Origin of the sequence: Pontibacter sp. H249 (assembly GCF_037892465.1) — a bacterium.
Classification (GTDB): Bacteria; Bacteroidota; Bacteroidia; order Cytophagales; family Hymenobacteraceae; genus Pontibacter.
The window spans coordinates 93,293-113,380 of sequence record NZ_JBBKTR010000004.1 but is presented as its reverse complement, the minus strand read 5'-3'; the positions used below and the strand labels follow the sequence as shown (position 1 = coordinate 113,380).

The 20,088-nt window shown below is 44.8% G+C and carries 23 protein-coding genes; 10 read left to right on the top strand and 13 right to left on the bottom strand.

All coding sequences use genetic code 11. The features are described 5' to 3' along the window. The first annotated feature begins 115 nt into the window (after positions 1–115). Complete coding sequence (locus WG943_RS07305; RefSeq protein ID WP_340407829.1) at positions 116–604, top strand: DUF2062 domain-containing protein; 489 nt, start codon at positions 116–118, stop codon at positions 602–604. On the opposite strand, the gene WG943_RS07300 is transcribed toward WG943_RS07305, so the two are convergent. Beyond that, entirely contained in the window at positions 601–1,596 is a 996-nt protein-coding gene (locus WG943_RS07300) for a helix-turn-helix transcriptional regulator (RefSeq protein WP_340407827.1), read from the bottom strand. The genes WG943_RS07305 and WG943_RS07300 overlap by 4 nt on opposite strands. 122 nt (positions 1,597–1,718) lie before the next feature. On the opposite strand from WG943_RS07300, the gene WG943_RS07295 reads away from it, so the two are divergent. Further along, on the top strand, positions 1,719–2,297 hold the full coding sequence (locus tag WG943_RS07295) for a cupin domain-containing protein (protein WP_340407825.1): 579 nt from the start codon (positions 1,719–1,721) through the stop codon (positions 2,295–2,297). Positions 2,298–2,313: 16 nt separating this feature from the next. Next, on the top strand, positions 2,314–3,189 hold the full coding sequence (locus WG943_RS07290) for a c-type cytochrome (RefSeq protein ID WP_340407823.1): 876 nt from the start codon (positions 2,314–2,316) through the stop codon (positions 3,187–3,189). Between the two features lie 133 nt (positions 3,190–3,322). On the opposite strand, the gene WG943_RS07285 is transcribed toward WG943_RS07290, so the two are convergent. The 4 genes from WG943_RS07285 to WG943_RS07270 all read right to left on the bottom strand — a co-directional run bounded on the left by WG943_RS07285 (position 3,323) and on the right by WG943_RS07270 (position 6,795). Beyond that, the gene (locus tag WG943_RS07285) at positions 3,323–4,201 is read right to left on the bottom strand and encodes an OmpA/MotB family protein (protein ID WP_340407822.1); all 879 of its coding nucleotides are present in this window, start codon (positions 4,199–4,201) and stop codon (positions 3,323–3,325) included. Between the two features lie 103 nt (positions 4,202–4,304). Next, a complete protein-coding gene (locus WG943_RS07280) occupies positions 4,305–5,186 on the bottom strand; it encodes a bifunctional transcriptional activator/DNA repair enzyme AdaA (protein WP_340407820.1) in 882 nt (293 codons plus the stop codon). A gap of 96 nt (positions 5,187–5,282) precedes the next feature. Then, the gene (locus WG943_RS07275) at positions 5,283–5,999 is read right to left on the bottom strand and encodes a tetratricopeptide repeat protein (RefSeq protein ID WP_340407819.1); all 717 of its coding nucleotides are present in this window, start codon (positions 5,997–5,999) and stop codon (positions 5,283–5,285) included. Between the two features lie 70 nt (positions 6,000–6,069). Beyond that, positions 6,070–6,795: a tetratricopeptide repeat protein gene (locus WG943_RS07270; RefSeq protein WP_340407818.1), complete on the bottom strand. Its 726-nt coding sequence runs from the start codon at positions 6,793–6,795 to the stop codon at positions 6,070–6,072. A 173-nt stretch (positions 6,796–6,968) separates the two neighbouring features. Between WG943_RS07270 and WG943_RS07265 the strand changes: the two genes are divergently transcribed. From WG943_RS07265 to WG943_RS07250, 4 genes are all read left to right on the top strand, one after another. After that, a complete protein-coding gene (locus WG943_RS07265) occupies positions 6,969–7,454 on the top strand; it encodes an RNA polymerase sigma factor (protein WP_340407817.1) in 486 nt (161 codons plus the stop codon). Beyond that, positions 7,444–7,992 (top strand): hypothetical protein, encoded by a 549-nt coding sequence (locus WG943_RS07260; RefSeq protein ID WP_340407816.1) that lies wholly within the window; start codon positions 7,444–7,446, stop codon positions 7,990–7,992. Before WG943_RS07265 ends, WG943_RS07260 begins: the two co-directional genes overlap by 11 nt. 86 nt (positions 7,993–8,078) lie before the next feature. Beyond that, the gene (gene parS / locus WG943_RS07255; RefSeq protein ID WP_340407814.1) at positions 8,079–8,507 is read left to right on the top strand and encodes a type II RES/Xre toxin-antitoxin system antitoxin; all 429 of its coding nucleotides are present in this window, start codon (positions 8,079–8,081) and stop codon (positions 8,505–8,507) included. Continuing rightward, the gene (locus tag WG943_RS07250; protein WP_340407812.1) at positions 8,504–8,968 is read left to right on the top strand and encodes an RES family NAD+ phosphorylase; all 465 of its coding nucleotides are present in this window, start codon (positions 8,504–8,506) and stop codon (positions 8,966–8,968) included. Before parS ends, WG943_RS07250 begins: the two co-directional genes overlap by 4 nt. A gap of 228 nt (positions 8,969–9,196) precedes the next feature. Here WG943_RS07250 and WG943_RS07245 read toward each other — a convergent pair whose 3' ends face one another. The 5 genes from WG943_RS07245 to WG943_RS07225 form a co-directional block, all read right to left on the bottom strand. After that, positions 9,197–10,573 carry an MBL fold metallo-hydrolase gene (locus WG943_RS07245; RefSeq protein WP_340407811.1) on the bottom strand — a complete coding sequence of 459 codons (1,377 nt, stop codon included), beginning with the start codon at positions 10,571–10,573 and terminating at the stop codon, positions 9,197–9,199. Positions 10,574–10,601: 28 nt separating this feature from the next. Then, positions 10,602–11,174, bottom strand: coding sequence for a GNAT family N-acetyltransferase (locus WG943_RS07240; protein ID WP_340407810.1), 573 nt, complete (start codon positions 11,172–11,174; stop codon positions 10,602–10,604). 114 nt (positions 11,175–11,288) lie between these two features. Continuing rightward, positions 11,289–12,182 carry a M1 family aminopeptidase gene (locus WG943_RS07235; RefSeq protein WP_340407809.1) on the bottom strand — a complete coding sequence of 298 codons (894 nt, stop codon included), beginning with the start codon at positions 12,180–12,182 and terminating at the stop codon, positions 11,289–11,291. Between the two features lie 15 nt (positions 12,183–12,197). Continuing rightward, entirely contained in the window at positions 12,198–13,175 is a 978-nt protein-coding gene (locus WG943_RS07230; RefSeq protein ID WP_340407807.1) for a hypothetical protein, read from the bottom strand. A 104-nt stretch (positions 13,176–13,279) separates the two neighbouring features. After that, positions 13,280–13,876 (bottom strand): hypothetical protein, encoded by a 597-nt coding sequence (locus tag WG943_RS07225; RefSeq protein WP_340407805.1) that lies wholly within the window; start codon positions 13,874–13,876, stop codon positions 13,280–13,282. A gap of 225 nt (positions 13,877–14,101) precedes the next feature. On the opposite strand from WG943_RS07225, the gene WG943_RS07220 reads away from it, so the two are divergent. Further along, complete coding sequence (locus WG943_RS07220) at positions 14,102–15,367, top strand: serine hydrolase (RefSeq protein WP_340407803.1); 1,266 nt, start codon at positions 14,102–14,104, stop codon at positions 15,365–15,367. A gap of 286 nt (positions 15,368–15,653) precedes the next feature. Here the strand turns inward: WG943_RS07220 and WG943_RS07215 are convergent, their stop codons facing one another. Beyond that, positions 15,654–16,682, bottom strand: a complete 1,029-nt coding sequence (locus tag WG943_RS07215; RefSeq protein WP_340407801.1) for an N-acetylmuramoyl-L-alanine amidase family protein — start codon at positions 16,680–16,682, stop codon at positions 15,654–15,656. Between the two features lie 269 nt (positions 16,683–16,951). Between WG943_RS07215 and WG943_RS07210 the strand changes: the two genes are divergently transcribed. Then, positions 16,952–17,347, top strand: a complete 396-nt coding sequence (locus WG943_RS07210; protein WP_340407800.1) for a hypothetical protein — start codon at positions 16,952–16,954, stop codon at positions 17,345–17,347. Between the two features lie 65 nt (positions 17,348–17,412). Continuing rightward, positions 17,413–18,399 (top strand): aldo/keto reductase, encoded by a 987-nt coding sequence (locus WG943_RS07205; RefSeq protein WP_340407799.1) that lies wholly within the window; start codon positions 17,413–17,415, stop codon positions 18,397–18,399. A gap of 67 nt (positions 18,400–18,466) precedes the next feature. Here WG943_RS07205 and WG943_RS07200 read toward each other — a convergent pair whose 3' ends face one another. Beyond that, positions 18,467–18,823 (bottom strand): DUF983 domain-containing protein, encoded by a 357-nt coding sequence (locus tag WG943_RS07200; protein ID WP_340407797.1) that lies wholly within the window; start codon positions 18,821–18,823, stop codon positions 18,467–18,469. Positions 18,824–19,112: 289 nt separating this feature from the next. Next, the gene (locus WG943_RS07195; RefSeq protein ID WP_340407795.1) at positions 19,113–19,988 is read right to left on the bottom strand and encodes an AraC family transcriptional regulator; all 876 of its coding nucleotides are present in this window, start codon (positions 19,986–19,988) and stop codon (positions 19,113–19,115) included. Between the last annotated feature and the right edge of the window lie 100 nt (positions 19,989–20,088).

The window sequence follows — 20,088 nt, the reverse complement described above, 5'->3', positions numbered from 1 at the left end:
AATTGGAGTTAGCCACTCTAAAGGTTTTATTTTCTGCAAAGGCAATTGTCCTGCAACTAATTTCGCTCGAGGAGAGTCTTGCTGATAGCCAAGTGCTATACTTTTTCCCTATACAATGTCTTTATCAGGTTTAACGGTTAGTTTTTTCAGGCGCAGGATCATAAACCCTGTTGCGAATCTGCTTAAGCAGGGCATGACCCCGCACAAGCTTGCCGTTACCGTAGCACTGGGCACAGTGGTGGGAGTGGTGCCTGCTTTTGGACTGACAACTGTAATGGGTACAGCACTTGCAGCGCGATTCAGGTTAAATATTGCAGCTACCATACTTATCAGTTACCTCATGCAGCCGCTCCAGATCATCTTTTTCATTCCTTTCGTTCGGGCAGGTATATTTATGTTTGGGCTGGAGGAGCTGCGTTTTACCTTTGATGAGATAACCAGTATGTTCAAAGCTGACTGGTTGGCTGCACTTAATCTGCTCTGGAAGGCTAATTTAGCTGCAGTATCAGCCTGGGCTTTGCTTGCATTGCCGGTAGGGTTTGTTCTGTACCTGCTTGTGTTGCCGTTGCTTAATAGGTTCTTGCCAAAAAAGGTGCAGGTTTAGTTATTCTTTAGCCTGGAGGGGGCGTAACCAAACTGCTTCCGGAAGGCGTTGCTGAAGTGGTTCGCGTGGCTGTAACCTATCAGGTCTGCTACTTCTGTAATAGATTTCTGTTCATCCCTAAGAAGCTCGTGGGCATGCTGTAAACGCAATTGCTGGGCATAGGTAAAAATACCACATCCAACATGCTCCCTGAATACTTTTTTCAGCCTGAACTCGTTTGTTCCAAATAGTTTGCAGAGTTCCTTCAGCACCGGAAGGTTCAGGTAATGGAGATGCAGGTAAATCTTTAGCTCTTCGGCCAGTATTTTATCTGAGTTGGCCGTAGTTAGCTGTTTTTCCTTTTCCAGCTCAAACTGGTTAAGCTGCAGGGCCAGTAACTCCAGCACCTTGGCCTCCATGTACAGTTTCTGCATGGCGCCTTTAAATTCACAGTTCAATATACCCTGTATTGCCTGTTGCATTTGAAGTGTAATGCTGCCGTGCTGCTGAGATGCCAGCGCAGGCAGCTGCTTCAGCATATGGGTGTGCAGGCGTTCTGATGCTTTGCTTGTAGGAGGGCATAGCTCTTTAAAGTATGCTTCGCTTAGGCTTATGTGCAGGTTCTCGAAAAGGCCTCCCTTGTGAAACAGGTGATCGCCGCTGGTATTGTTGATGTAAAGCAGATTGTGCTGGGCCTTTGTCAGGTAAATTTCCTGGGGTAGATCAGAAAATCTGGTAGAGATTCGGCCGTTTAATATAAAGTTCATGTTCACTCCCGGCAATACCGATTCTGTTGTCAGCTCTAATTCATTCTCTAGCTGGGTTTGCACTACGGCTATGGTAAAATGCTCGTGCTGCTGGTACTGCTGAAAAAACTTACCCAGTAGCGGCTCTGCAATGCCTTTTGAAGTAGCAGGAGGCTCTGCCGACAGAGGATGGGCCAGCGCCACAGCACTTGTGGTCTGCTCCTGTATCAGCTCCTGTAATAAATTTTCTGTCAGCTTCAGTTTCATGCTACTAAGATTCAAACTCTCCCTTTAGCGTAGGTCTTTCTCCTGTTTTCGTAGTACCGCTGCCTGCTTTCTGCTATACTTTTGAGGTTATAAATATACGTGTAATATCTATAAATAAAACTATGAGTACATTGCCAAAATCAATTTACAATCCTCTGTCAAAAGACAGGGTAACTTTTCTGATGTCTGGGGAAGAAACGAATGGTGAATATGTGCTGGTGAAAGTGGAACTGGCACCTAAGGGTGGGAACGCACTGCACTATCACACCACATTTACCGAAGAGTTTGAGGTGCTGGAGGGCACACTGAGCATTGAACTGGAAAAAGAAGTGATCAGCATTAGGGAAGGAGAGAAGGCAGTAGCACCATTAAATAAGCTGCACCGCTTTTTTAACCAGGACGAGAATTGCTCTTGTACCTTCTTGGTTACTATACGCCCTGCACGCCAGTTCGAACAAATGCTTAGAATTGCTTATGGTTTGATCAATGATGGCCTGACGAACAGCAAGGGGATACCGAAAAGTATATGGCACATGGCCCTCATGTTTCATATGGGAGAATCCTACCTGCCCGGAATTCCGCTGCGCTTGCAGGTGTGGTTAGCTGGTTTGCTCTCTACAGAAGCCCGCCGCCGTGGCAAACATAAAGAGCTTGAGAAATATTACCTGCCCCAGGTTAAGAATGAAAGTATAGCTGCCTAAAGTATAAAGTAAAACTATGATCAAAAGAATTTTTAAAATCACTGCTAGGGTAATTGCTGGTTTGCTCCTACTACTTGCGCTTACTTACCTATACCTGGCTTACTCGCTGGATACCCGCATACAAAAGGCATATGCCGTTGAACCCAGGATAATGGAGTTTACTGCAGATGATGCCTTACTGGCAAGAGGCAGGCACCTGTACACCATAAAGGGCTGCGAAGACTGCCACGGCCCCGACCTCAGCGGTAAAATAATGCTTGACGACCCTGCAGTTGGTTTAATTGCAGGGTCCAACATTACGTATGGTGAGGGTGGATTACCCGCAGATTACACAAGCAAAGATTGGGTGAGGGCGCTGCGGCACGGGCTCAACAAAGAAAGCAAACCGCTGCTGGTCATGCCATCGCAGGAATTATATAAAATGTCAGATGAGGATATAAGTGCCCTGATCGCTTTTTGTATGAGTCAGCCACCGGTAAACAAAGAAGTGCCTCCTGTACAACTCAGGCCATTGGGCACCGTCCTTTCCGCTTTGGATCAGATCCCGTTGTTAGCTGCCGAGGCCATTGATCATACTTACCAGGCACCAGCTGCAGTGGAGGCACTCCCTAACGCCTCCTTTGGTAAGTACCTCGCTGTATCCTGTTCCGGTTGCCACAACAGTAACTTTAAAGGGGGAGAAGCCAAAGTGCCCGGTATGAAGCCTTACCCAGATATCACAGCATCTGGCAATGTTGGTCGCTGGACAGAGGAGCAGTTTATACAGACACTGCGCACGGGCAAAACACCCGAAGGCAAGCAGATGAAAAACGAGGAAATGCCGTGGCAAATGACCAAAGCCTATACTGATACAGAACTCAAGGCACTCTATGCTTTCTTGAATGATCAGTAGGGAGTAACTGTTGATTAAGCGAATTGATTTAATAGATGGGATTGCTTCGGTAGCTTGGCTATGCATTTCTTCTGTAACAAGAAGGCCAGCCTCTGATAGGGGCTGGCCTTTCGTTCAAGTATCAGATCAAATCTTAGGTTGTCTCTAAGATCTGGAACAGCTCGTCCAGTTTAGGTGTAAGGATAATTTCTGTACGGCGGTTTTTCTGACGCGCCTCTTTAGTTTTGGCTTCATCTAATGGCACATACAGCGAACGGCCAGACGGCGTAACACGGGTAGGGTCTACACCGGCGTTTGTCAGGATGCGGGTGATCTCTGTTGCACGAAGCACACTTAGGTCCCAGTTATCCTGCATGCCTACTGTACCTCTTGCTATCGGCACATCATCTGTATGGCCCTCGATCAGTACGTTTACATCCTGCTGTTCCTTTAATACTGTTGCCAGTTTACGCAGTGCATCAACACCCTTAGGGTCTACTTTGGTAGAGCCGGAGTTAAACAACAGCTGCTCGGCAAGGCTTACGTATACTTTACCGTTACGCACGTTAATGGTCAGATCCTTATCATTAAAGCCAAGCAAAGCGTTGGTTACTTTGTTACGCAGGTTGGCAACAGCTCTTTCTTTCTCATCCAGGATACGCTGCAACTCTGCCAGGCGCTGCTCACGGGCTTTCAGATCAGCATTAAGGCGTTCTATCTGCGTTTTGCTCAGGTTCAGGTTCTCGCCGAGCGCTTTTCCTTCTTTCAGAGCTTTCTGCAGGCTTTGCTGGTATTCTGTTTTCTGCTGCTCCAGTTCAGCTCTTGCCTGCTCCAGGCTGGCTTTCTCTTCTTCCAGAAGCGCTTTTTGCTGCTCCAGCGTCAGTTTTTGTTTTTCCAGTTCGGCTTTCTCAACTTCTAAGGTGTTCTTGCGGCTCATCAGGTCGTCGTATTTTTTCTTAGACACCACGCAAGACGATAGCGCCATACTTCCTGCCAATAGGAAAACCGACGCTCTGAGTAAATTCTTTTTCATAAGGTAAATTATACTTTGGCTAAATGTGTGCATTTGGCTGATGAACAAATATAGCAAAATATGAATGCCGAGGCGGAAAATACAGAATTATTTATACTGTTGCTCAGAACATTGAAAGTTGTTCCGGTAGCTGTTCAATTTGTACTTGGTTTCGTGCTGCTTCCCAACCGATCATGGCCATCTTACGTTCGCTGCCCCACCTGTACTCTCCAATACCTCCTATACTTTTGATTACACGGTGGCAGGGGATGAGAAAGGCAATCGCGTTGCTGCCTATGGCTGTGCCCACAGCTCTGCTAGCTGTTGGCTGCCCTATGTGCTGTGCCAGGCTTGCGTAGGAGGTAAGGCCGCCTTCTGGAATGCGTAACAGCGCCTCCCATACTTTTACCTGAAACGGCGTGCCCTGCAGGTGCAGCTTTATTTTGGCCCCCTGCAGGTTTGTGTTCTGGAAAAAAGCCTGTACCTGCACATGGTGTTCATCGTTTGCCTGTACCAGCTCTGCCTTAGGCCATGTTTGTTGCAGTTCTGCCAAAGCAATGAATTGATCCTGAAAAAAGTGAAGGTAACAAATCCCCTTTTCGGTAGAGGCTACCATGTAGTTACCAAAGTGGCAGGTATTGATGCTATACTTTAGGCGCAGTTGTTCGCCGAGTTGTTTGAAAGCTCCAGGTGTTACAGCTTCTATACTTAAGAAAAGATCGTGCAGGCGGCTGGTGCCCGAAAGGCCGCAATGATCTGCTGTTTCGGCTAAATTTCCGGTTTGGGATATAACTGCTTTTGCATGCTGCAGCGTGAGGTACTGCAAAAATTTCTTAGGACTAACGCCTGCCCACTCTGTAAACACTCGTTGGAAGTGGTAAGGGCTCATACAAGCATGTTCAGCCAGTTCATCCAAGCTGGGTTGCTTTGTTGTATTTGCCCTGATATAGGCCATTGCATTGGCTATGGTTTGATAATGCCCCATACTTTTAATAGAATGCTCCATACTTCAAATGACAGAAAAGCAGCCTAAACTATCAATCCGAATCTTGCTGAAATTATCAGAATTAAAAAGCCCCGGCGGGTTGCCAGGGCTCATACTTTATTTCTGTTCTGCAGTAGCGTCCGAAGACCGGAAGAATCCCTGTGGGTCCGGCATTTTCTCTACTATTTGGCTGATAAAACTATAATCGATTACGCTTAAGTCTAGGGTACGGCTCTTGTGCAGGTAGTCCCAGGCATCGGCGTATTTTTTCTGATGGAACTTTACAAGTGAATAATTGTAGAGTGCATAGGCATTTTGAGGTTCTACTGCGATAGATTCATCTAGTAGGGCAGTGGCCTTTTTCAGATCTTTTTTCTTTTTGCTTTCTCTGTAAACGCCCAAGTAGGAAGAAGCCATATCTGAAAGTAGCATAGCATTTTTGGGGTCCAGTGTTCTGGCTTTTTCAAAGTATGAAATAGCCTCTTTGTTGTTGCTCTTTGATGAGGTAATTAACCCGAATGCCCAGTAAGTATCTTTGTTGCTTGGGTTAAGCAACCATGCCAGGTTAAAACGGTACATGGCGGTGTCTATCTGCCCCTCGGCGTAATATTCCCAACCGCGCTCCATAAAAAACTTACTAGCTTCATCTCGGTTTAGAAAGCTTTTGTCGCAGCTTGTCAGGAACTTCTCGTCTTTCTTTTGCTGAGCTTCTGTTTTAGGCTTGTTACCAAACATAGGTAGAACCAGGTGACTTTGGTCTGCCTGCTGCTCCTGGGCAAAACTAGTAGCGGTTGCGAAAAGTACAACGGCAAGGGTAAATAATAGTCTTCTCATCTTTAAAGTAGCTTCGTGTTACGGTTATGCAACGCTATAAATTTAAGTTAATGGTGCTTTAATAGCAAACTTATTGCACACTTGCACGGGTATAAACTCCCTTAGGGTCTCTGTGTTTGCTCAGGAGAGCTGTTAAGAAAGCCTTGTCTGCCTCATCGGTTTTTACTTTGCTTTTGTGCAAATAGTCCCAAGCCTGCTCATACTCTTTTAGGTAATAGCTGTTGATGGCCAGTTTATAGTAAGCTCCAGTTTGCTTTGGGTCTAGTTTTACAGCTTCATGAAGTAGTTTTTTGCTTTGTACAAGATCGTTAGGGTTGCTGGTGTTATAGAAGCGGTTCAGGTGACTGGTGGCAACATCTGTAAGCAATTGAGGGTTTTTCTTATCTTTTTCTAGTGCCTTGTACAGTGCAAACAGGGCTTTATCGTATTGCTTTTGCTCGCCGTATAATTTGCCGTATCCCCAAAGTATGTCGTTGTTAGTACTATCCATGAGCCAGGCGCGGCCAAACAAATGGCTTGCTGAGTCGAGCTTATGCTCGTTAAACGTGCGCTGCCCCTGCAACACATAATACTTGCCTGCCAGCTTTTTGCTTCTGAAACGTTTGGTGTTCTCTTTCAGAAATTTTTGCTGCTTTGCCTTCTGAGCTGCTGTTTTTGGCTTTTTTACTGGTACCACGTCAGCCATAGTAAGGGCAGGCTGTGGTGCAGGTTGTTCTTTTTGAGTGATGGCGGTTGGGGTGTTGCAGGCGCTCACTCCTGCGGTAAGCAAACCAACCGCCACTATCCAATATCGCATTATACTTTCTTTTGGTTTGGTAGGTAACGCTGTAGTTGCTTAAATAGTGCTATGAGGTAGTTTTTTAGCCTATTCTTCTGCCTGGAGCATGGCTTGAGTAAATATTTATTACCTTTTCTGTAAGGAAAATTAAATGGCTGCAACTAATAAGGCAGTACATGCACCAAATAATTATGAAAAATGATTTTCTGGAGTTGATCACACAGCATCAAGGTATCATACATAAGTTATGTAAACTTTACCGAGATACTCCCGAAGACAGGCAAGACCTGTTTCAGGAAGTGGTTTATCAGCTTTGGAAATCTTTCCCGAATTTCAGGCAGGAATCGAGCATAACTACTTGGATGTACAGAATTTCTCTAAATACTGCACTATCCGATTTTAGAAAAGTAACCCCGGCAATAGACTATACTGACGCGCTGCCAGATATACTTAGCGAAAGCAGCACTCAAGATGATGATCAGCAGGTGCAATTGTTTAAAGCACTTAAGCAACTAAACGATGGCGAAAAGGCGCTGGTATCACTGTTTCTGGAAGATATGTCTTACAAAGATATAGCAGAGGTGCTGGGTATTAGTGAAAGCAATGTAGGAGTGAGGTTGAGCAGAATTAAAAGTAAATTAAAAAACATCATAAAAGTATACAGTCATGGATCTTAACCAACTAAAGCAAAGCTGGCAACAGGCCGGCACAGAAAAAGGACTTAGCACAAAACAGATTGAGCAAATGACAAAAATAAGCCTGCATCCTGTTTTAGGCCGCATCCGGATAAAACTAATGGTAGAAGCTGTAGCCATGACGGTTCTGCTACTTATATTTTATAATATTTTTGATGGGCACTTAAAGCCAGTCTATGCATCTGTAGTGCTGGTGGTGGGCGTACTATTTTACATGGCCAGCAATCTTTACAGTTTCATTACATTAAAACATACTGCTAGTGCTGACAGCATTGTTGGTTCATTACATACTTTTTTGCATCAGTTGCAGCGAGCTAAGATTTTTTCACTCACAGCTATGGTTGTGTTCAGTGTGTCATTGTGGGTGTTTTTTACAGCTGCGTTAAGTATAAATATGAAATTTATACTAGTATTTGCCGCCTTGGCAGGGGTAACTATGGTCTTTCTATACTTATCATCACGCACCTGGTCGCAAAGGATTGGCCGTATCAGTCAGTCTATTGATGAACTAGAAAGTTAGCCTTTCTTGCTGTAAAACTTATTTGCGACAATTGGCGTTTTATTTAAGACAAGTTTCGTATATTTGATCTGTTAAGAAAACTAACCATGGGACAAGCCTTAGAAATTGGAGCCGGCCTTAGCTATAAGCTAATTGATGATCGCGATGTGTTTATGCTGATAAGCACCGTGCGCGAAGGAATAAAGTATAAGTTGTTTCAAAGTATAGCTGATAAAAGTCCCTTTAGCACGGCTGAATGGTCTGGCTTTCTCCATCTTTCTGAGCGTACCTTCCAGCGCTATAAAAAAGAGAAGCGCACCTTTGATCCGTTGCACTCTGAAAAAATTTTAGAGATAACCCTGGTATACAACAAAGGAGTGGAAGTGTTTGGCGACAAGGCAAACTTTGATGCCTGGCTGGAGGCAAAAAACGTGGCACTGGGCGGTATCAAGCCAAAAGAGCTTCTTGATAATACCTTTGGCATCGGCCTTTTAAAAGACGAACTTACACGTATAGAACACGGCGTTCTGGCATGATCGTTTACCGCCTTAGCAGAAGCAAATTCCGGAACGATTTATCGGGCAAAGGTGCAGAACTGGCCGGCGGACGCTGGAACAGTAAAGGCGTTCCGATGCTCTACACCAGCGAATCCATTGTGCTGTGCACTGTAGAGATTGCCGTACACATGCCGCTGGGCATTGTACCTTTAGATTACCACCTCGTGCGCATCGAGCTGCCTGAACTGGACTTTATCCCGGAAGTTAAAATAGAGGACATGCCAGAAGTATGGAAAAGTTTTCCGCACAGCAGCGTTACCCAGGATATTGGCGATCAGTTTATACTTGGCGAAGAGCACCTTATCTTAAAAGCTCCCTCTGCAACAGTACAAGGCAATTTCAACTACCTTATCAATCCCCGCCATCCCGACTTTAACAAAGTAAAGATCATCAGTTCAGAGCCTTTTGAGTTTGATAAGAGGTTGTTTGTGAAGGAATAAAAGGCGTTGTGTCTCAAGCTTAACTTCCCCTCCGCCAAGATGCTTAACAGTATGACAAGAAGGAGAGTTACTGCGATTGAGATGTAAGAAATAGTTGCAGCAGGATTTCTCATTACATTCTAAAGGAGCTCTGAAAGCTCAGGAGGGGCAGATGTATACTATGGATATTTATCTTGATCATCTTTAAAATCTTGAATATCCTGATTCAGACTATACTTAAAGTCATCCTTACAACAGATCATACACAGCCCCCATTTTAGCAATTGTTACATTCCAGCCATAATTATCATTGATCTTTAACCGTAACTCTTCACTGGCCTGTGCCTCGCCGTGATTCAGGAAAATACGCTTGGGCTTCTCTTTAAAATTGCTTAGCCACCACAGCAGGTCGCCCTGGTCGGCGTGGGCGGAGAGGGAGCCGATCTGCTTTATCTCTGCGTGCACAGGGTAGTAGTTGCCGTGAATTTTAACATCATTGGTGCCGCTTCCTAAAAGGCTTCCGCGTGTGCCGGGTGCCTGGTAACCTGCCAGTAGTATGGTGTTCTTTTTATCTCCTAAAAGCTTCTCGAGGTAGTAAAGTACACGTCCGCCGGTAACCATGCCGCTACCTGCTATAATAATCTTAGGGCTTTGCTTGTCGAGTACATGAAGTGAGTGTTCAAATTCATGGATGATATGAACCTCGTGCATCATGGAGCGGCATTCGGCGGGGCTAAGGCTGTGCCAGTCGGAGTAGTTCAGGTATAGCTGCGTCACGTTTATACCCATCGGTGAGTCGAGGTAAATTGGAATGGCAGGTATACTTTGCTCGTAACGCAGCGTGTTAAGTATAAGCAATAACTCCTGGGCACGCTCTACGGCAAAACTCGGAATCACGAGTATGCCGCCTTTGCGGTAGGTATGATTTACGATTCCGGCTATCTCTTCATAAGGCGATACTTCACTGTGCAGTCTGTCACCGTAGGTCGACTCCAGCACCAGGTAATCCGCGTCCTGTATAAGTGCAGGTGGCTCCATCAGCAATGGTCTGCGCCGGCCTAAGTCACCGGAAAAAACAAGCTTTTCGCCAAGGCACTCTAATTCTATAATGGAAGACCCCAGAATATGGCCGCTGTTCCGGAACCTGAACCTCATTTCCTCATTCAGCTCTATCCATTTTTCTTGTGGGCAAGTCTCGAAAAGAGGCATGGTGCGATCTACGTCGCGCATGTTGTAGAGTGGCTTGGCCGGCCGATGTTTTGTGTAGCCATGTGTGTTTGCCTCCTGCGCATCCTCTTCCTGAATCCGGGCACTGTCGCGGAGTATGATCTCGGTTACATCGCGGGTAGGTTCGGTGGCATAGATCGGCCCGGTATACCCATACTTTGTGATCACGGGCAAGTAGCCGCAGTGGTCGAGGTGGCCGTGGGTAAGTATAACAGCATCGAGATCAGGAACATGCAGCGGAGGTTTTTTCCAGTTCTGCAGGCGCAGTTCCTTTAAACCCTGGAATAGACCACAGTCAATAAGTACCTGGTATTTCTCTGTTTTAACTAGAATCTTGGAGCCAGTTACGGTGCCTGCTCCTCCTAAGAATTTAAGCTGCAGTTGCTGTATATCTTTCATATCATGGTAAAACTACGCTTGAATGATGTCAGGGAAAATGACTAATGTTAGTTTTAGTATAAGTTGTTTCTCTCGTATTTAAGCAGCACCTCCAGTAGTAAAATTTGTCTGTTTCGCGGCTCAGTTTAAAATCGTTTTTCTGCAGTACCCTTATAGAGGATAGGTTCTTTTTAGCTGTTTCGGCCATAACAGTTTTGATGCGCGGCTGCTGTTGGGCCCAAAGCATAAAAGCGGCTACTACTTTTGTCATCCAACCCTTGCCTTCATACTTGGGGTAAACGCCATGGCCTATTTCAATTTCACCGTTAGAATCGGGTAATTTTTTAATGATAAAATCAGCCACTACCTTGTTCATTACTTTGGAGATAGCCAGCCAACGGGTGCAATATATTTCATCATTGGGCAAGGCATTTCGCAATCTCGGAAGTAAAACGTGGGTGTTGAGTCTTTGCAGTGGCTCGGGGTTAAAAAGTTTATGGTCGCGCACTTCCAGTTCCAGCGCAATTTTCTCCGGATTCTCATTAAAGTTCTCAAGCTGGTCCAGTGTAAGGGGTACAAGCCTCAGTTCTTCTGTTTCAAAAGCGATTTGAATTGATTTCATAGTATAAGGTCTGGTAAAGTATACGAAGCAAAGTATAAAAAATGGGAAAGTAAAATGTACAGAAAAGGCCGCCCCAGGTAGTTCCTGAAGCGGCCTTTAATAATGTAGGTTTTTTTAATTCAACTGTTGCTGCTTCACATGATATATATTGTCTTTTTTGTTGCTGTCGGGGGTATAAGTGCCTTTCAGTTCCAGCTGTTTTACCTGTTTGGTAGGTTTAAAGGTAAGTTGCATGGTGCTGTTGCCTTTCTCCCAAACCGATATGTCTTTGTGCAGTGTTAGACTGGTGCCGTCGGTATAAGTAACTATTAAGTCTACCGGTACGGGTTTGGTACCAACTGACGCTACTGTAACTGTAGAGCTGCCGTTTTGCTCTTGCACATCGGCAATGGCCAGGTCAGGGTAGCCATCATCAAAAAACCAACGCTGCCAGAACCAATTCAGGTTGCGGCCTGAGGCAGTGTTCATGGCATTAAAGAAATCGTAAGGTTGCGGGTGCTTACCGTTCCACTGTGCAATGTAATAGTGCAGGGCTTTTTCAAAAAGTTCATTTCCCAGCATATCACGCACATATAAATAGCCTAAGGCCGGTTTTGGATAAGAGTTAAGGAACATGGTAGTGCCGTTCTGCTGAGTGGTAAGCGTAGTAATGGGCAAATCGATTTCAGTTCCTGCTACTGCTCCGTAAGGTGCCACACCGTAATCATCTGTTATACTTGGGTCGATGATCGGGGTGATGAGCCATTCGCCCATAGTTGCCCAGCCTTCGTCCATCCAGCCATACTTTGTCTCGTTAATTCCCATGTAGAAGGGGAACATCGTATGGAAAATCTCATGGTCAGTCAGCATGATGGTCTCGGCTCGGTCCTCAATCGGGTTGTCGTTCACCATCATCGGGTATTCCATCTGCGCCAACCCCTGAAAAACAGTTATGTGCGAGTAAGGGAAGGGCCACTTCGGGAAAGTATAACTCATGGCCTCTACAGTTTTGCGGCCAAAGTTTACCACCTCGTAAAAGTCTTTTTATTTAGGTAAGAAAGCGGCATCTACGCGGGTGCGGCGTTTGGTTTTTGGATCTACCACCAAACTGGTGGACTTCCACATGTACCTGTCGCTGGTAGCAAAGGCAAAGTCAACAACGTTCTTGGCTTCATACTTCCAGGTGTTGGTAGTATTTTGGGCTGTAATGTCTTTTCGTACAAGGTCGGTGCTGTCGATGATCGTGATAATGGCATCCTTCTTCTCGGCCTGCTCCAGGCGCTTTACATACTTTTTCTGCAGCACCTCTTTGGCGTTAGTTAGATCGCCGGTGGCCCACACTACAAAATTCTTTGGCACTGTTACCTCAAACTTATAGTTTCCGAAGTCGTTGTAAAACTCCTGCGATCCATTATAGGCAAATCGGCTCCAGCCATCAATGTCGTCGTAAACGGCAACGCGCGGGAAAAAGTAGGCAATAAAATGTGAGCCTTCATCCACCTGGCCGGTTCTGTTATGAGACCCTTCGTTTAGAGTATAGCTGTAGGTAATGGCTATACTTGCTTTAGATTTGGGAGCGAGTGGCTTTATGTTGAGCGGCAGGGTGGTACCATCAATTCTTAGTTTAGTGAGGTCTTCTGCTTGTCCATTCACAGCCAACTGCTGTATCTGCACCCCATCGGTAACATCACTTGGGTTTATATTTCTGGCCCGTGCCACTCCTTTTTTGTAAAAGTTAGGGTACAGCTTAAACCAGATCTGCTTTAAAGTGTCGGGACTTTGGTTGCTATACTCAATATGAACCGTACCGGAGAGTAGACGGGTTGCAGGGTTAAAGTTGAGTTTAATGTCATAGTCTGCGCTGTTTTGCCAGTAGCTTTGGCCGGGTGTGCCATCGGCTGATCGGGTGCCTTTTTCGTAGGCCTGCTGTATGTTTCGTGGCATCTGCAGCTGCGTTTGGGCAAAGCAGCCAAAGCTAACTGCCAGCAGGGCAGCAGTTAATATAGGTTTTAGGTGTAGCATGTAATTTTGTATACTTTTTACAAATCTAGGCTTTAGAATGGGTTTTACCTCTAATACACATCGATTTTTAGAGAATGCTACACAATGCTGATACAAGCCTTTTACTATTGCCTGCCTGGCAGGTAAATACTAAATCCCAAAGAGATCCCTAAGCCACCGGAACCTGTGTCAGAATCTATGTCAGCTTTAATGTAAGTATAGCCAAGTATAGCTTCTAAGGCAACATTCTGCGCTATAAAGTGAGCATAGCCACCACGCACGCCAACCAACAACGAAACAGGTTCATCCTGCTCATTATCTTTAATAGAACTGCCAGCTATACCAAAAGCAATTTCCTGGAAAATGCGTCCGGAGGGGCCACCGCCTTGTGTATAATAATACCTACCAAACGGAGTAATACCATACTGGAAATTGGTGCCACCATCAAAAATAGTTAACCCTAAAATAACCTCTGAGCCCAACACAAAATTCTCGCCTATAAAATATCCGGCTTTTGGATTTATAAATAAATCATAGGTATCGGTGCTGAAGTTAAAACCGGTAGAAGCAATACTGCCGCCTACCAGCCAGTTACCTTTGCTTATAGCATCGTCGGCTACGTTAGCAGAGGTGGGAGGGAGCGGTGGAGTTGGTAAGTCCTGTGCCAAAGTGCAAAAACCAAAGGCCAATAGCATGATCAGAGTAGTTAAAGTCTTTTTCATATTGTGTAAAATTTAGAAGTTATGAATTGTTAATAATGAGCTAACTGATAGGGTGTTATATATAAAACGGCCTTATAAAAATATATGTTATTCGTTGTTGTTCAGAGAGTTAAAGTATAAGTGCAGGCAGATAAAAAGTTAAACCGGTTAAGTTGATTGACTGTAGATCTGAGAGGCAGAAATGCGTAAAACTTTGTACCTTGATCTTTCAAAAACTAATAAAGTATGCTTAATCTGCGCCAACTACTTTTATTATCGTTCTTTCTGCTGCCGGGCTTTGGTTTGTTTGCCCAAAAAAAGTCTCAGGACAAGTTTCTGACAAAACTGTTGCAGAGCCAGAAAGACTCTCTGCTGAACCATGTGCTAAAGTATCAGGAGAAGTATCATGTGCAGGTTTTGTACACCCAGATTGACAGGGACAAAAACAACCAGCCCAGTTTTAAAAGCTATACTTTAGGCGTAGATCCAGAACGCTATTATTATCCGGCCAGCACAGTTAAGTTGGCAACTGCAGCAGCAGCCTTAGAAAAGCTGAACAGCCTGCAGATTAGTGGCCTAACGCGTAATACCCCCATGCGCACCGACAGCGCCTATGCCATGCAAACCAGAGCCGTTACAGATTCTACCTCTGCCAATGGCCTGCCATCTGTAGGGCATTATATTAAAAAGGTTTTGCTGGTAAGCGACAATGATGCCTATAACCGCTTGTATGAGTTTGTAGGGCAACAAACTTTAAATGAAGCGCTACACAAAAAAGGCCATGAAGACGTGCGAATTATACACCGTTTATCTGTTGGCGATAGCGGAGAAAGGAGGAGATACACTAACCCGATTACTTTTTACCAGAATGGTCAGCTAATTTATAATCAGCCTTTAGCGTACAACCCAAACGAGTATCAGAACAAGCTTAAAAGCACGAAGCTTGGTGTTGGATATTACCAAAATGGAAAGTTAGTTTCGGAGCCGATGGATTTCTCTAACATGAATTTTATGAGTATCACTTCGCAGCAAGCCATACTTCAATCACTTATATTTCCGGAGGCGGTACCGGCAAAGCAACGCTTTAATCTAACTGCAGAGGATTACACTTTCCTGTACAAATACATGGGTATGCTGCCGCACGAAAGCAACTATCCGGCTTATAACTCCACCGACTATTACGATGCCTATGTAAAGTTTTTGTTGTTTGGCAGCGATAAGGAGGCAATGCCTAAACACATTCGTAGCTTTAACAAAGTAGGGGATGCCTACGGTTTTTTAATTGACAATGCCTACATCGTGAACTTTGAAAATAAGGTAGAGTTTATGCTGACTGCCGTTATACTTGTAAACGAAGCCATGGTTTTTAACACAAACGACTATCAATATGACACCATTGGCTTTCCGTTTATGAAGAAACTTGGCCAGGCAGTATATGAGCACGAGTTAGAGCGCAAGCGAAAGTATAAGCCAGACCTTTCTAAATTTCAGGTTTTCGAGGAACAACTTTAAATTATTAAAGTGGTAGCGCACTGTCATTTACGACCTTTTCTTACTGGCAGGTTGATAATTCACACGAAGTTTGCGATTGATAAAGCTATCCCTAAATTGGGTTGAAACGCATTTTGGGTCTATAGTAAACCTGTACAGGCACTTTGGCCATGACAATGTCAATTGATCATTTACAACAAAGTATAAGCTTCAAAATAGACTAAAGCAGGCTATAACTTGGAGTATTTGCAAAAAATCAAACTATACATATTAGGTGCAGAGGCTGGAAAAGCTCGCTTTACTTAAGCTATTTGCTTTTTCTATAATCAGAAATAATTCCTTCCGTTATCCAGTTTGCCAGGGCCTGGCGGTTATTCGGAATCACAAAACGGCGCTGGTCCAGGTTGTTTCGGATGTTGCCTAACTCTATAAATACTGTAGGTGGGTGGCTATACTTTACCACATACAGGCTACTGCGGTGCGAAACTGTGCCAGAGTAGCTACGCTCGGGCTGGTGACGGTTATACTTGTTGTAAAAGGTTTTATGTATACTTTCAGCAAGTTTTTGGCCATCAGAGCTGTTTTCGTGGTGGTAAAAAAAGACATCGATGTTTTTTCGTTCACTTCTGCTGTCGATGTGCAGGGATAGCATGCGCTGATACGCCCCTTTATGTTTTGCGTGTAAGGCGTTAATAGAGTTAACCCGCTGGCGCAGGCGCTGTGTCTGGCTTAAAGATATGGCTTGCCCATTGTAGTTTACTTCATCACGATCCATTTTCAGGATATTACTATCACGTATGCCGTCTTTCTTATCCTGTACAATCATATACACAGTTGCTCCATGCTCCATCAGGCGTCGTGCAAGCCGAACTGTTACATCATAAGCGTACTCATCCTCTGCCAGTTCATAGGGACCATATTTGCCTACTGCACCGGGGTCTGGTCCGCCGTGGCCGCTTACCAGATAATATACCGCACCCTGCAGCTTCTGGTCCAGCACCTCAACGCGCTCATACTTTTTGCCAAACAAGGGTACTGTCAGTACTTTTTTAGAGGTTTCTACTGGTTTGTTGGTAGCTACAGCTGTGGTAGCAGCGGCAATGCCGGTACTGCCTGGTAAAATATACGTTCTGCCCGCGTACAGGCTATTGTTTTCGCCCAAGTTCTCCTTGTTAAGCTCCAGAAATTCAGGGAGAACGGTTGTGGGAAGGCTATGCCTGCGCAGCAAAGTATAAATACCGTCTCCCTGCTTGGCAACCACACGTAGCATGGTGGTTTGGCTAAATGCCTGTAAGGTGAAAAGCAAAAGGAGGATAAATAAAGTTACTACGCGCAAAACAATCAGCTTAAAAAGTGAATTTCGGTAAAGCGATATTACTAAAAATGGGCGAATCATAAAAGGAAAGGCGACAGGTTAACGCCGTAAATCAACTTATTCACTATAAAAGTATATTCCCTTACCAGCTTATATGTATATTAAGGCTCCTGATAGCAGGGAAATCATAAACTGTCTCTTGTACTACTATGGCTGCTATTGGTTTTAACAATTGCTTATTAGGGACGTACTTTTAGAGACAATGCTATGAAACCAAACAACTTGATCTTATGAATAATTACGTTTTGTTATACCACTTCGACAGGCAGGAGCATACGCAATACTTTGAGCAAGGCATAAAGAAGCACTTTACCCGAAGCAAAGAGGTACAGGATGGCCCATTTAAGTACTTTGGTTTTGCCGATGTGGCTGAGCCAGGCGTTGTAGACAAACTGAACACTATTTTAAATGAAATGGGCATGGGCCGCGAAGGCAACTTCGGTCAAGTAGACTATGTAGCTTTGTACTTCTCCAGGCCTAAAGATCCAGACAACATTAAGCGCCAGCTGCTCATCGGCACGGAAGACATGGTAGACAAAGATGCACAAAGTATGTCTACCGACGCACACCGCGATGCGATCCAGAACCTGCTTACTTTTGACTACAGTCAGCTGCAGCAGAAATAATCATCAAGTTTAGAAAGTATAAAACCAGAGTAGGTTGGAAGAAGCCTGCTCTTAATGTATAAGCTATGGAAACAAGAAAGCTTGGAAACCAGGGGCTGGAAGTCTCTGCCCTCGGTCTGGGGTGCATGGGCATGTCTGATTTTTACAGCAACCGCGATGATAATGAATCTATTGCCACTATTCACCGTGCCCTGGAACTGGGTATTAATTTTCTGGATACAGCCGATATGTATGGCGTAGGTGCAAATGAGGAGCTGGTTGGCAAAGCCATCCGCGGGAGGAGAGATAAGGTTATCTTAGCCACCAAGTTCGGTAACGTGCGGGGCGCAGACGGTTCTTTTTTAGGTGTTAACGGAAAGCCAGATTATGTAAAGAAAGCCTGTGAGGCCAGCCTGAAGCGTTTAGGTGTAGATTACATTGATTTATACTATCAGCACCGAGTGGACAAGGAAACGCCTATTGAGGAAACAGTTGGCGCTATGGCAGAACTGGTAAAAGAAGGGAAGGTACGGTACCTGGGTTTATCAGAAGCATCAGTTCAAACTATCAGAAAGGCACATAAGGAGCATCCTATTACTGCCTTACAAACAGAGTACTCCCTCTGGAGCCGTGATGTTGAGGACGAGATACTACCCACCTTTCGTGAATTAGGCATTGGCTTTGTGCCGTACAGTCCGCTGGGCAGAGGTTTTCTGACAGGGCAGATCAAAACGTTTGATGACCTAGCCGAAGATGATTACAGGCGGCAATCACCACGCTTTCAGGGAGAGAACTTTCAGAAGAACCTGGACCTGGTAAGGAAGATAGAAGAACTTGCTTCGCAAAAAGGTTGTACCCCCTCGCAATTAGCTTTGGCCTGGTTGCTGGCGCAGGGCAAGGATCTGGTGCCGATACCCGGTACAAAGCGGCGTAAGTATCTAGAAGAAAATGTGGGTGCCCTGGATGTTTCGCTGACGCAGGAAGAGATGCGGCAGTTAGACGAGATTGCGCCAAAAGGTGTGGCAGCTGGTGGCCGGTACCGCGATGAGCAGATGGCCAGCGTGAATGTATAGTTAACAGAGTTTTAATGCCGGGGATGAGGTGTGTGCATTTCTCTCCGGCATTTTATACTTTTCTGTGTTATTTAGTAGTTACTTGTTTCGGTTTACCCTGATAACTCATGAAAATGTTGATCCAGATCGATCTGGATAACCTAAAGGTAATAGGTAACAAACCTATAACTACATTAAACAGCGCAAAAGTCATCATCAGGATCGTTACCTCTTCCACAAAGAAAGAAAGGGCCATCCATACCGCAATAAATATGGCTGTACTAAAGGCGTAGCTCACAAACATGGCACCGTAGTAGTAACCAGGCTCTGGCTCAAAGTGCTGCCCACAACATTCACATTTCTCCTTCATTTCTGAGAACCTGCGGTAATTGTAAAGGGTCCCTTTCTCAAACATGTCTCCCTCGTGGCATTTGGGGCACTTCATATATAAAATGCTGTATAGTTTATTTCCTTTCAGGCTCATTACTTCTTACTTTTTTAATTATACAAAAGTAGTCCAAGTGCCTGCCTTACTCGATGCACTTTTAAAACGAAATAGTGTACAAAATTCTTTAAATGAACAGGATAAGGCGAGGTCGCTCGTGACTAACTATAGTTTGGGCCTCTGGCCAGGTTGGATTTCAGATTCAACATTGTAATAAGTCACGAATCGCAGATCCGCACCAGCAAAGAAGAAAATGAAGTGGCCCTGAGTAAGATGATTATAGCTTACTTTAACCTATACTTTGTTCCTGCCTGAACTGCTCTGGTGTCTGACCTGTGTGTTTTTTAAAGAACCGGAAGAAGTAGGAAACCTCGAAAAAGCCGATTTCTGCAGCTACCTGTTTTATACTTAAAGCCGAGTGGATCAGTAGTCTTTTTGCCTCCAGCACTAGCCTTTCCTGTATAAGTTGTGTAGTGGTTTTGCCAAGAGACTTTTTGCATACTTCGTTCAGGTGTTTAGCTGAGGTGTGAAGTATCTCAGCATAAAAGCTTACCGGCTGGTGCTCTTTGTAGTGCAGGTCGATGAGGCGTTGCAGCTGTAGCAGTTCTGGTAGTGCGGCAGGAGAGGAGGCAGTACTATAGCCCTGTGCATTGTAGGTGCGTAGCAGCTTTACCAGCAGGATGTCCAGATAGTCGCGAAGCACATCATCCTTCATCACCAGCTGGTGCTGGTACTCCTGTTGCATATGGTTCTGGATCTGCAGTAGCTGTTCCTGCTCTGCTTCTGAAACAGGAAGCGGTGTGTTGTCGGAAAGGGTGGCAAAGTATGGATACTGGTAAAGTTTCTTCCGCTCCAGGTAATATTCCTGTGTGAAAAAAAGTATAAATCCATCGGCATCGTCGGATAATTGCCAACTGTGCACTTGCCCTGGAGTAAGAAAGAACACGATGCCAGCCTGAACCGCGTAGTCTCTGAAATCGATGGTGTGGATGCCGGTGCCACGGGTAACCAGCATCACAATGTAGAAATCGTGCTTGTGTGGCCGTTGTATAAATTTATGCTCCTGCAGGTGCTCTGCCAGCCTGCACAGATAAAAGAACTTTGCGTTTTTCTTCCTGCTATTAAAATCCTCAATCTTGTATATCGGAAGTTGTTCTTTGGCCATGGCTTTGAGTTATTGTCGGCAAAATACCACAGTTAATGAGGATTTATTTGATTTTTGGGCTTCTCTATGCATTTGTGATCGGGAGAGTATAATCACATAC